The 10,755-nt window shown below is 71.5% G+C and carries 11 protein-coding genes; 4 read left to right on the forward strand and 7 right to left on the reverse strand.

The features are described from left to right. Positions 1-33: 33 nt before the first annotated feature. Together ACFVTR_RS08695 and ACFVTR_RS08700 are read right to left on the reverse strand one after the other, a co-directional pair. Positions 34-1,503, reverse strand: a complete 1,470-nt coding sequence (locus tag ACFVTR_RS08695) for a catalase (protein WP_387036503.1) — start codon at positions 1,501-1,503, stop codon at positions 34-36. A gap of 132 nt (positions 1,504-1,635) precedes the next feature. After that, entirely contained in the window at positions 1,636-2,076 is a 441-nt protein-coding gene (locus ACFVTR_RS08700) for a Fur family transcriptional regulator (protein WP_387036504.1), read from the reverse strand. Positions 2,077-2,205: 129 nt separating this feature from the next. Between ACFVTR_RS08700 and ACFVTR_RS08705 the strand changes: the two genes are divergently transcribed. Both ACFVTR_RS08705 and ACFVTR_RS08710 read left to right on the forward strand, forming a co-directional pair. Next, on the forward strand, positions 2,206-2,904 hold the full coding sequence (locus ACFVTR_RS08705) for a DUF1345 domain-containing protein (protein WP_387036506.1): 699 nt from the start codon (positions 2,206-2,208) through the stop codon (positions 2,902-2,904). A gap of 76 nt (positions 2,905-2,980) precedes the next feature. Further along, positions 2,981-4,570: an AMP-binding protein gene (locus tag ACFVTR_RS08710; RefSeq protein ID WP_387036508.1), complete on the forward strand. Its 1,590-nt coding sequence runs from the start codon at positions 2,981-2,983 to the stop codon at positions 4,568-4,570. Positions 4,571-4,627: 57 nt separating this feature from the next. Here the strand turns inward: ACFVTR_RS08710 and ACFVTR_RS08715 are convergent, their stop codons facing one another. Both ACFVTR_RS08715 and ACFVTR_RS08720 read right to left on the reverse strand, forming a co-directional pair. Then, complete coding sequence (locus ACFVTR_RS08715; protein WP_387036509.1) at positions 4,628-4,921, reverse strand: hypothetical protein; 294 nt, start codon at positions 4,919-4,921, stop codon at positions 4,628-4,630. 86 nt (positions 4,922-5,007) lie between these two features. Next, entirely contained in the window at positions 5,008-5,541 is a 534-nt protein-coding gene (locus tag ACFVTR_RS08720) for an adenine phosphoribosyltransferase (RefSeq protein WP_387036511.1), read from the reverse strand. 120 nt (positions 5,542-5,661) lie between these two features. Between ACFVTR_RS08720 and ACFVTR_RS08725 the strand changes: the two genes are divergently transcribed. Together ACFVTR_RS08725 and ACFVTR_RS08730 are read left to right on the forward strand one after the other, a co-directional pair. After that, the gene (locus ACFVTR_RS08725) at positions 5,662-6,174 is read left to right on the forward strand and encodes a DUF3817 domain-containing protein (protein ID WP_387036513.1); all 513 of its coding nucleotides are present in this window, start codon (positions 5,662-5,664) and stop codon (positions 6,172-6,174) included. Positions 6,175-6,247: 73 nt separating this feature from the next. After that, a complete protein-coding gene (locus tag ACFVTR_RS08730; RefSeq protein ID WP_387036514.1) occupies positions 6,248-7,066 on the forward strand; it encodes a shikimate 5-dehydrogenase in 819 nt (272 codons plus the stop codon). A 13-nt stretch (positions 7,067-7,079) separates the two neighbouring features. Here ACFVTR_RS08730 and ACFVTR_RS08735 read toward each other — a convergent pair whose 3' ends face one another. The 3 genes from ACFVTR_RS08735 to ACFVTR_RS08745 all read right to left on the reverse strand — a co-directional run bounded on the left by ACFVTR_RS08735 (position 7,080) and on the right by ACFVTR_RS08745 (position 10,673). Continuing rightward, a complete protein-coding gene (locus tag ACFVTR_RS08735) occupies positions 7,080-8,279 on the reverse strand; it encodes an MFS transporter (protein ID WP_387036516.1) in 1,200 nt (399 codons plus the stop codon). A 175-nt stretch (positions 8,280-8,454) separates the two neighbouring features. Further along, positions 8,455-8,958, reverse strand: coding sequence for a hypothetical protein (locus ACFVTR_RS08740; RefSeq protein WP_387036518.1), 504 nt, complete (start codon positions 8,956-8,958; stop codon positions 8,455-8,457). A 110-nt stretch (positions 8,959-9,068) separates the two neighbouring features. Further along, positions 9,069-10,673: an AAA family ATPase gene (locus ACFVTR_RS08745; RefSeq protein WP_387036520.1), complete on the reverse strand. Its 1,605-nt coding sequence runs from the start codon at positions 10,671-10,673 to the stop codon at positions 9,069-9,071. Positions 10,674-10,755: the final 82 nt, after the last annotated feature.

Consider the following 10,755-nt stretch of genomic DNA (forward strand, 5'->3'; position numbering starts at 1 on the left):
AGGCATCCGCCTTCGTGTTCGCGGTGAGGCGGGTTAGGCGGCCGCGCCGTCCGCGGCGACCGTCGCATACGCCGCGCGGAGCGCCTCGCCGAGCCCGGCGTCGACGTTCGTCCAGTACTGGAAGAAGCGCTCGCGGATCTCGTCGACCGTGATCGCCTGCGCCTGGCCGAGCAGGGTCGCCTGCAGGCGCTGCTTCGCCTCGACCGAGTAGACGTCGCGGTAGAGGGTGCCGGCCTGACCGAAGTCGCTGTCGTCGGCGCGCAGCGTGTACGCCGTGCGCACGAGCTCGCCGTCGTCCTCCCACGAGCCCTCGCCTGCGGCGTCGGCCGAAGCGGTCGGCCCGCCGAAGGAGTTCGGCGCGTACACCGGCACTGACGGCGCGTTGTAGTGATGGCGCTGCGCGCCGTCCTGCGAGTAGTTCGCGACGGGGGCGGCGTGCGGGGCGTTCACCGGCAGCTGGTTGTAGTTCGTGCCGACCCGGTAGCGCTGCGCGTCGGGGTAGCTGAACACACGCGCCATCAGCATCTTGTCCGGGCTGATGCCGATGCCCGGCACCGTGTTCGCCGGCGAGAACGCCGCCTGCTCGATCTCGGCGAAGAAGTTCTGCGGGTTGCGGTCGAGCGTGAGCACACCCACCTCGATGAGCGGGTAGTCGGCGTGCGGCCACACCTTCGTGAGGTCGAAGGGGTTGAAGCGGTAGCTCTTCGCCTCCTCGTAGGGCATGACCTGCACGAACACGTCCCACTGCGGGAAGTCGCCGCGCTCGATCGCCTCGTGGAGGTCGCGACGGTAGTAGTCGGCGTCGGCCCCGGCGATCGCCTCGGCCTCGGCGGCGTCGAGGTGCAGGTCGCCCTGCCGCGAACGGAAGTGGTACTTGACCCAGAACCGCTCGCCCTCGGCGTTGATCCACTGGTAGGTGTGCGAGCCGTAGCCCTGCATCTCGCGCCACGACGTCGGCAGGCCGCGGTCGCCCATGAGGTAGGTCACCTGGTGGGCCGACTCGGGCGAGAGGGTCCAGAAGTCCCACTGCATGTCGGCGTCGCGGAGGCCCGAGCCCGGCAGGCGCTTCTGCGAGTGGATGAAGTCGGGGAACTTGATGCCGTCGCGGATGAAGAACACCGGGGTGTTGTTGCCGACGAGGTCGTAGTTGCCCTCGGACGTGTAGAACTTCAGCGAGAAGCCGCGCACGTCGCGCCAGGTGTCGGGCGAGCCCTGCTCGCCGGCCACCGACGAGAAGCGCAGCAGCGTCTCGACGCTCGCTCCGGGCTGGAAGAGCGCGGCGCGGGTATAGCGAGAGACATCCGCCGTGACCTCGAAGCGACCGAACGCGCCGCCGCCCTTCGCGTGCACGATGCGCTCGGGGATGCGCTCGCGGTTGAACTGCGCGAGCTTCTCGACGAGGTAGCGGTCGTGCAGCACCGTCGCACCGTCGGCGCCGACGGTGAGCGAGTGGGCGTCGCTCGCGACCGGGGTTCCGGTCTGGGTGGTGGTGGTGTTCGTCATTCGTTCGTCCTTCTGTTTCGGTGGCGGGCGGGTGACGATGCCGCGGCAGGGCGCGGCGACGAGCGCGCCCCGAGGGTGCGCGTTCGCCTTCCGCCGGGTAGGGCCGGCGGAAGCGGTGGTGGGATGCCGCGGCTAGGCCGCCGGCTCCGATGATCGGCAGTCGGCGCAGAGGCCCCAGAACGTGACCTCGGCGGTGTGGATCGCGAAGCCGCCGGCGTCGCCCGGCTCGAGGCAGGGCGGCTGCCCGACGACGCAGTCGACGTCGGCGACGGTGTGGCACCTCGTGCACACGAGGTGGTGGTGGTTGTCGCCCGTGCGGCCCTCGTAGAGCGCGGGCGACCCGGCGGGCTCGATGCGGCGCAGCAGACCCGCACCCGAGAGCGCCGCGAGCACCCCGTAGACGGCCTGCAGCGAGGTCGTCGGCAGGTCGCCGCGCACCCGCTCGAAGACGGTCTCGGCGTCGAGGTGGCCGTGGCCCGAGAGCGCCTCGAGCACGGCGAGCCGCGGTGCGGTCACCTTGAGCCCGGCGGCGCGGATGCGCGCAGCGGCGTCGTGCTCGGTCGCGGTGTCCATGCTTCGACCGTAGCGAGTTGTTTTGAATGATTCAAATCAACTGCGGCGAGTCGGGCGGCTCGTGCCGACGTTCCCGCCGAGCGCTCTGGCATGCTGAGGGCATCGCAGGTCGCGCGGACGGGAGGGACCGTGACGAAGGCATCCACCGACGAGCGCGCGCACGACGTCGTCGCGATCGTCGCCGAGTCGATCGGGCTCGCCGTCCAGCTGGGGCTCGTGACGCTCGGCATCTGGTTCATCGTCGACGACGAGAACGTCGATGCGCTCGTCGCCTGGTGCCTCATCGGCACCACCTACCTCGGCGCCACGATGCTCGCCCTCAATCTCGCGGTGCGCCGTCCACGGCTCGCCGGTCGCCGGCGCACCCGGCGGTTCCTCGCCCACCCCGTGATGCGCACGGTCGCGAGCGTGCTCATGTTCTCGTCGAGCACCGTCGGCGTGTTCGCCGCGATCGAGCTCATCGTGCTGCGCAACGACCCCGAGTGGGGTCCGTTCGTCGAGCTGTTCGCGGTGTGGGCCATGCTGGTGGCCTGGTGCCTGTTCCACTGGGGCTGGGCGCGCATCTACTACTCCCGCCAGCACACCGCGGAGGGCCGGGCGCCGCTCGAGTTCCCGCGCACGCCCGAGCCCACGCTGATCGACTTCGTGTACTTCGCCTTCACCAACGCCACGAACTTCTCGGTCTCCGACGTCGTCGTCACGACCACCCGGATGCGGTGGAGCGTCGTCTGGCACACCACCCTCAGCTTCTTCTTCAACGCGCTCATCATCGTGCTCGCGATCAACACCATCACCGGCATCCAGGTCGACCCTGCGCTGATCGACTGATCCGCCTCGCCCGCCACTGTCGCTGCGGCCCCCGGCGGGGCATGATGGGTGCCACCCGTTGATCGAAGGAGATCGCATGGTTTCGAGCGCCCGGCCCGACGTCGTCATTCCGGATGTCCCCGTGTACGACTACCTCTTCGGAGCGCTCGACGAATCGCGGCTCGACGAGATCGCGATCATCGACGGATCGAACGGGCAGACGACGACCTACCGGCAGCTCGTCGCCCACATCGGCCTCTTCGCGGGCGCGCTGGCGGCACGCGGCATCGGCGTCGGCGACGTCGTCGGCGTGCTCTGCCCGAACGTGCCGGCCTTCGCGACGGTGTTCCACGGCATCCTCAAGGCGGGCGCGACGGCGACCACGATCAACTCGCTCTACACCCCCGACGAGATCTCGAACCAGCTCGCCGATGCAGGCGCGCGGTGGATCGTGACGGTGAGCCCGCTGCTGCCGGGTGCGGCCGCCGCGGCGACGGGGCTCGGCATCCCGAGCGAGCAGATCATCGTGCTCGACGGCGCGCCGGGGCATCCCTCGCTCGCCGAACTGCTCGGCGAGGGGCGCCTCGCGCCCGAGGTGAGCTTCGACCCGGCGACGCACCTCGCCGTGCTGCCGTACTCCTCCGGCACGACGGGGCGGCCGAAGGGCGTCATGCTCACCCACCGCAACCTCGTCGCGAACGTCGCGCAGTGCCGTGACACGATCTCACTCACCGACGGCGACCGCGTGCTCGCCGTGCTGCCGTTCTTCCACATCTACGGCATGACGGTGCTGCTCAACTTCGCGCTGCGCCAGCGCGCCGCGCTCGTCACGATGCCGAGGTTCGACCTCACCGAGTTCCTCCGGGTGGTGAGCGAGCACCGGGCGAGCTGGGTGTTCATCGCGCCGCCGATCGCGGTGGCGCTCGCGAAGCATCCCCTCGTCGACCAGTACGACCTGTCGAGCGTGAAGGTCGTGTTCTCGGGGGCCGCCCCGCTCGACGGGGCGCTCGCCGAACTCGTCGCGAAGCGGCTCGGCTGCATCGTGTGCCAGGGCTACGGCATGACCGAGACGAGCCCCGTCACGCATGTCATCCCGATCGACCGAGACGATCTCGACCGGTCGACGATCGGCCTGCTGCTCGCGAACACGGAGGCGCGCCTCCTCGACGAGTCGGGGCAGGACGTCGCGGTGCCGGCGGGCGACGAGGCGAGCGCGCCGGGCGAGCTGCTCATCCGCGGGCCGCAGGTCATGGCGGGCTACCTCAACCGGCCCGACGCGACGGCCGAGATGCTCGACGCCGACGGCTGGCTGCACACGGGCGACGTCGCGACGGTGACGGCCGACGGGGTGTTCCGCATCGTCGACCGCCTCAAGGAGCTCATCAAGTACAAGGGCTACCAGGTCGCGCCGGCCGTGCTCGAGGCGGTACTGCTCGAGCACCCGTCGATCGCCGACGCCGCCGTCATCGGCGTGAACGACGCCGACGGTCAGGAGGTGCCGAAGGCCTTCGTGGTGCTGCAACCGGGCGCCGAGCTCGACGGCGGCGCCGTGATGGCACACGTGGCCGAGCACGTCGCTCCGCACGAGAAGGTGCGCGTCGTCGAGTTCATCGAGCAGGTGCCCAAGTCGGCGTCGGGCAAGATCCTGCGGAAGGACCTGCGGGCGCGGGAGTCGGCGCGCGCCTGAGCCTCACCGCCCGGGCCGCCGCGACACCGCGACGCCGCGACCGCCGCGACCGCCGATTCAGCCTGCCCGGTCGGCCCCGGCGTGCGGCACCTCGCCGAGCGCGGTGCCGACTCGACGACCCCCGAGGTGGTGCATGACGATCGCCGCCGCGATGAGCGCGCTGCCGAGCGGGATCGCGAGCTGCTGCACGAGGTTCACCACGACGTTGAGCGCATCGAAGAAGGTCTGGCCCACTCCGTCGAGGGTCGGGAACACGGCGGAGATCACGCTCGGGATGAGCACGAGCAGGAGGGCGCCCCCGCCCGCCAGGCCGATCCCCCACCACAGCGTTCGCTTCGGCGTCGCATCCATCAGGACCTCCTCGTTCCGATGTGGCCACGGTACCGACCGCGCCGGCGGACCGCACGAGGCGACCGGAGCCCCCGGGGGCGATCGGCTCAGTACTGCAGCAGGCTGTACGTCTCGAACGAGTCGGGCAGCGCGGCGCGGCCGCCGAGCCCGTCGAGCTCGATCGCGACCGAGACGCCGGCCACCTGCCACCCGGCCCGCTCGACGAGTCGGGCGGCTGCGCCGACCGTGCCGCCCGTGGCGAGCACGTCGTCGACGATGAGCACGCGGGTGCCGGGCGGCAGTTCGCCCTCGTGCACCTCGAGCGCCGCGGTGCCGTACTCGAGCGCATACTCCTCAGTGAGCACGGCGCGCGGCAGCTTGCCCGCCTTGCGGATGGGCAGCACGCCGACCCCGGCCGCGACCGAGGCGGCCGCCGCGAGCAGGAAGCCCCGGGCCTCGACCCCGGCGAGCACGTCGAACCGGCCGACGAACGGCGCCGTCAGCGACTCGGCGAGGGCATGGAACGCCTCGCCGTCGGCGAAGACGGGCGTGAGGTCGCGGAAGAGCACCCCGGGCTCGGGGAAGTCGGGGATGACGGCGAGCTGGGACTCGACGAGGGCACGGGTGTCTTGCGCGTTCACCGTGGCAGCCTACTCCGCCTGGCACTGCCCGCCCGGCCTGAGTTCAAACCTTCGACGGATGCCGCGCACATCTCCGTTTGACACGATGGAAGCATCCCGACCACTGGAGCCACGACCGAGATGACCACCTCCCCCACCACGACCGCGACCGACGCCGGCACCGCCCCCGCGAGCCGGCTCACCCCGAAGGGCCTGTACCGCGCGCTCGCCTTCGCCGAGGCCGTCACCTGGACGATCCTGATCGTCGCGATGATCCTCAAGTACGCGGCCGGCATCGAGTGGGCGGTGCTCGTCGGCGGATCGATCCACGGATTCGTGTTCCTCGCCTACGCCTTCCAGTCAGTGCTCGTCGGCGTCAACCAGCGCTGGAACGTCGGCCGCATCGCCTTCGCCGTGCTGACCGCGATCGTGCCCTACGCCACCGTGCCGTTCGACCTCTGGCTCGTCCGCAAGGGCCACCTCGAGGGCGACTGGCGGTTCGAGGCCACCGACCACCCCGCCGACGGCAACTGGGTCAACCGGCTGCTGCGCTGGTTCCTCGCCCGGCCCCTGCTGCTGACCGTGCTCGCCGTCGTCGGGATCGCGGCGCTCTTCGCGGCGCTCCTCATGATCGGGCCGCCCAAGATCGGCTGATCCGCCCGGTGGGCCCGGTCGGTCGAGGAGCCCCGCGTACCGAGACCGCTCCCCGGCGGAGCATGATGGACGCATGCCCATCCTCAACAAGGACATGCAGCTCTGCATCTCGCTCGCCGGACGCCCGTCGAACCTCGGCACGAGGTTCCACAACTTCCTCTACGACGAGCTCGGCCTGAACTTCGTCTACAAGGCGTTCACGACCGACGACATCGAGGGCGCCGTGCGCGGCATCCGGGCGCTCGGGCTGCGCGGATGCTCCGTGTCGATGCCGTTCAAGGAGGCGGTCATCCCGCTCATCGACGTCGTCGAGCCCTCGGCCGCGGCGATCGAGTCGGTCAACACGATCGTCAACGACGGCGGCGTGCTCACCGGGTCGAACACCGACTTCGAGGCGATCGCCCAGCTCATCGCCGACAACGAGCTCGACCCCGAGCTGCGCGTGCTCGTGCGCGGATCGGGCGGCATGGCGAAGGCCGTCGTCGCTGCCTTCCGCGACGCGGGCTTCGCGCACCTCACCGTGCTCGCCCGCAACGCGGCGCTCGGCTCGGCGCTCGCCGAGCAGTACGGCTACGCCTGGATCGCCGACGACCCCGCCCCGGGTTCGGCGGACCTGATCGTCAACGTGACCCCCCTCGGCATGCAGGGGGCGGATGCCTCGGCGCTGTCCTTCTCGGACGAGCACATCGCGGCGGCATCCGTGGTCTTCGACGTGGTCGCGTTCCCCGCGGAGACGCCGCTCATCCTCGCCGCCCGCGCCGCGGGCAAAACCGTCATCACCGGCGCCGAGGTGCACGCCCTGCAGGCGGCCCGGCAGTTCGAGCGCTACACCGGGGTGTCGATCACGCCCGAGCAGATCGCCAGGGCGGCCGCGTTCTCGCGGGCCGAATAGACCCGCTCCCGCGTCAGCGGCGAACGCGGTTGACGAGCGCGGTCCACACGAGGGCCGCGGTCGCGCACGCGAGCAGGCCCACGAACACCCACGGCAGCGCCGCCAGCCCGATCACGCCGTAGAGCGCCGCGCCGAGCAGCGCACCGCCGCCGATGCCCGTGTTGAACGCCGTCGTGTAGAACGACGCGGCGGCGTCGCGGATCTTCGCGGACGCCGAGTGCAGCAGGCGGGTGTTGAGCATCGTCGGCAGTGCGCCGAACGCCGTGCCGAACAGCAGGAAGCTCGCGATCGACGCCACCGGCACCTCGGGGAACGCCGCGAGCCCGGCCGCGCCGAGTCCGGTGGCGACCATCGCGACGACGAGCCCGACCGTCGGCCGTCGTCCGAGCACGGCGCCGGCGAGCACGAGCCCCACCGCGCCGGCGATGCCGTAGGCGAGCAGCATGGGGCTGATCGCACTCGACGGCAGGCCCATGACGTCGGTCATGTAGGGCGCGATGTACGTGTAGAAGGTGTACATGCCGATCATGGTCACGGCCGTGATGAGGCACACGACGATCACCGGCACGAAGGTCGGGTCCTTGCGCACACGCACCGGCGCGGCATCCGCCTCGCCGGCGTGGTGACGCACCGGCGGCAGGAACCGCCAGACCAGCACGGCGCCGAGCAGCGTGAGGCCGCCCATGGCGGCGAACGCGAACCGCCAGCCGAGCGCCTGCCCGAGGGCCGTGCTGAGCGGCACGCCCAGCACGAACGCCGCAGAACCGCCCGCGACCGAGATCGAGACGGCGCGGGCGAGCTGCTCCTTGGGCACGAGGTGGCCGGCGTAGGCGCCGACGACCGCCCAGAAGAGCCCGTGCGCCGCACCGCCGAGGACACGCGTGGCGACGACCGTCGGGTAGTTCGGCGCGATCGCGCTGAGCACGCAGCTCACGGCCAGCAGCACGAGGGTGATGACGATGAGCCGACGGCGGCCGACCCGGCGGGTGAGCGCGGCGAGCGGCACGGTCAGGACGACCACGGTCGCCGCGAACACGGTGACGAGGAGGCCGATGAGGGGCTCGCCCACGCCGAGCTCGCGGCTCATGTCGGGGAGGAGGCCGGTCGGGAGCATCTCGATCGTGACCGAGAGGAAGACGGCGGAAGCGAGCACGGTGAGCCCGAGCCACGGGAACGGCGGCGCAGGATGCACCGTGGGAATCGACGAGGTCATAGAAGTATCCGGGAATGGATGGCGTACCCCGCGGAGCGGCGGCGTGCGAGGCTTCGCGAGTGCCGGCGGCGGGTCGACTGCGCGCTGATGTGCGCGCCCAGGGCCGACGAGAATGCGCCGACCGCCGTCCATTCTACGATGCGGTGCGCGACATCGTCCTGAGCGGCCGACGAGATCAGCGCACGAGCGAGCTCAACCAGATGATGAGCAGCCCGAGGCTCGACGTGATCACGGCGCTCAGCAGGCGCAGGTACCACGGGCTGCCTCGGCGGGCCGAGGCCGCGTAGCCGAGCACCGCGAGCACGGCGACGCCGACCCAGAGTGCCGCGTAGTAGGCCACGTACTCGTCGAGCACCCCGACGACGGCGAGCAGGAGGAAGGCCAGCGGCAGCACCATCGAGGCGATGAGCCCGGTCGTGTGGCTCATCGACCGGCGGGCCGCGACGACGACTGCGCGGAGTCGCGGCTCACGGTCGCCCTCGCGTGCGAGGATGCCCGAGTACACGTGCGCGAGCCAGAAGACGCCGACCGAGCCGAGCACGAAGAGCAGCACCTCGAGGTCGGTGTCGTCGTTCCAGCCGACGGCGATGACGGCGCTCACGAGCACCGTGCCGTGGATCGCGTGCTCGGTGCGGAAGGTCGACAGGACTCGCTGAACCGGCGTGCGGATGGTGTTCATCGCGGCTCCCCTCGGCCAGACGAACGGGGTCGGTGCTCGGATCGGACTCTACTCGCGACGCGAGGTGCCCGCGGCGTCGACCACGAGGATCGCGAAGGAACCCGGAGCCGTCACACGGCCGCCTCCTCGAGCAGTTCGCCGATCGCGCGATGAACGGCGACGCGACGGGCGCCGCGGAGGCCCTCGTGCAGGGCGTCCCGCTCGAGGCCGTGGGCGAAGCGGAATCGCATGCCGAGGCCCCCGTCGCGCCGAGCCGTCGGCTCGACCTCCGCCAGCATGCCGGTCTGCTCGGCGAGGCGCATGAGCTCACGAGCGACCGCATCGGGGTCGGGCACGACCTCGACCCGCGACCCGTTCGCGAACGCCGCGAGGCCGGCGACCACCTCGTCGACGCCGAACTCGATGCCGGCGGCCGCGGCGATCGTGAGCAGCTCCCGGTCGGCCGAGTCGAGGCGGGCGACCGTCCCGGCGATGAGCCGGCGCGCCTCGACGGGGATCTCGACCCGGTCGACGGGCACCGCGGTGTGCAGCACCCCGGCGTCGTCGGGCCGCAGGCCGTCGGCGATCAGGCGGTCGATGAGCGCGGTGACGAAGAGCGCGTTGCCCTCGGTCCGTGCGAGCACCTCGTCGACCAGTCCGGTCGACGGCACCCCGGCGGGGGCCCGGGCCGCGAGGAGCAGCGCGACCGCCGCCCCGTCGAGCGGCGGGAGCTCGAGGAGCTCGCAACGCCGGAGAGCGCTCAGGGCCCCGATCACCTCGCCGAGCCGGTGGCCTCGACCCTGCTCGCCATCGGGGCGGTAGCTCGCCAGTACCAGGAGCCTGGCACTCGTCGGTCGCTGCGCCAGGTGCGCGAGGAGTTCGAGGCTCGCAGGGTCGCCCGCGTGGACGTCCTCGACGACGAGGAGCACCGGCGCGACGGCCGACATCGCATCGAGCGCGTCGGCGGCCTCGCGCAGCATGCGCGCCGGCGACGGTTCGGCCGCGCGGAGGCGGAGCTCCGCGACCGCGTCGGAACCGACGAGCCCCGGCAGCAGCAGCAGCCAGTTCGGGGCGGTCTCCCAGAGGATCTCGCGGAACCGCGCTCCGTTCGGCCCGTGGCAGACGGCGGCGAACGCGTCGAGGAAGGGCAGGTACGGCGCACCGCCGACGCCGTCGACGCAGCGCCCCTCGCCGAGGGCGAAGTGCGCGCCCGCGCGGAGCCGGCCGAGGAAGCCGTGGACGAGCGCGGACTTGCCGGATCCGGCCTCCCCCGCCACGAATCCGAACACGCGGGTTCCGGCGCACGCACGCGCCCACCACTCCGCGAGCTCGGCGAGTTCGCGCTCGCGCCCGACGGGCTGCATCGACGGATCGTCGAGGTGAAGCGGCGCGGTCGCGACCGGCGTGATGATGCGGTAGCCGCGTCGGTGCAGCGTCGCGATGCACCTCGCATCCTGCGGGTGCTCGCCGAGCGCGCGGCGCAGCTCGGCCACGCACACCGCGAGGGACTCATCGCCGGTCGAACCGTCCCAGACCCCGTCGACGAGGTCGGCCTTCGTCACGAGCTCCCCGTCGCGCGCGAGCAGCATCGCGAGCACCGCGGCCGTCTTCGGCCTGAGCCGCTGCTCGACGCCGCCGCTCACCAGGAGCCCCGTCGACGGTTCGAACCGGTGTCCGCCGAAGTAGTAGCTCGTCGGCGCGGCGAACGAGATCGAACCACCCGGTCGTGCAGCCATGCGTCATCCGTTCTTCCGACCGAACCCCGCTACGCCGCGCGTCGACGACGCTGCTTGAAGGGTAGTTGAAGGATTCCTTCAG

Origin of the sequence: Agromyces sp. NPDC058126, from assembly GCF_042884595.1 — a bacterium.
Lineage (GTDB): Bacteria > Actinomycetota > Actinomycetes > Actinomycetales > Microbacteriaceae > Agromyces.

What these genes read in the sequence shown, in the direction of transcription:
- ACFVTR_RS08695 (WP_387036503.1), bottom strand. Translation starts at nt 1,503, where the DNA reads ATGACGAACACCACCACCACCCAGACCGGAACCCCGGTCGCGAGCGAC.
- ACFVTR_RS08700 (WP_387036504.1), bottom strand. Translation starts at nt 2,076, where the DNA reads ATGGACACCGCGACCGAGCACGACGCCGCTGCGCGCATCCGCGCCGCC.
- ACFVTR_RS08710 (WP_387036508.1), top strand. Translation starts at nt 2,981, where the DNA reads ATGGTTTCGAGCGCCCGGCCCGACGTCGTCATTCCGGATGTCCCCGTG.
- ACFVTR_RS08715 (WP_387036509.1), bottom strand. Translation starts at nt 4,921, where the DNA reads ATGGATGCGACGCCGAAGCGAACGCTGTGGTGGGGGATCGGCCTGGCG.
- ACFVTR_RS08725 (WP_387036513.1), top strand. Translation starts at nt 5,662, where the DNA reads ATGACCACCTCCCCCACCACGACCGCGACCGACGCCGGCACCGCCCCC.
- ACFVTR_RS08730 (WP_387036514.1), top strand. Translation starts at nt 6,248, where the DNA reads ATGCCCATCCTCAACAAGGACATGCAGCTCTGCATCTCGCTCGCCGGA.
- ACFVTR_RS08735 (WP_387036516.1), bottom strand. Translation starts at nt 8,279, where the DNA reads ATGACCTCGTCGATTCCCACGGTGCATCCTGCGCCGCCGTTCCCGTGG.
- ACFVTR_RS08740 (WP_387036518.1), bottom strand. Translation starts at nt 8,958, where the DNA reads ATGAACACCATCCGCACGCCGGTTCAGCGAGTCCTGTCGACCTTCCGC.
- ACFVTR_RS08745 (WP_387036520.1), bottom strand. Translation starts at nt 10,673, where the DNA reads ATGGCTGCACGACCGGGTGGTTCGATCTCGTTCGCCGCGCCGACGAGC.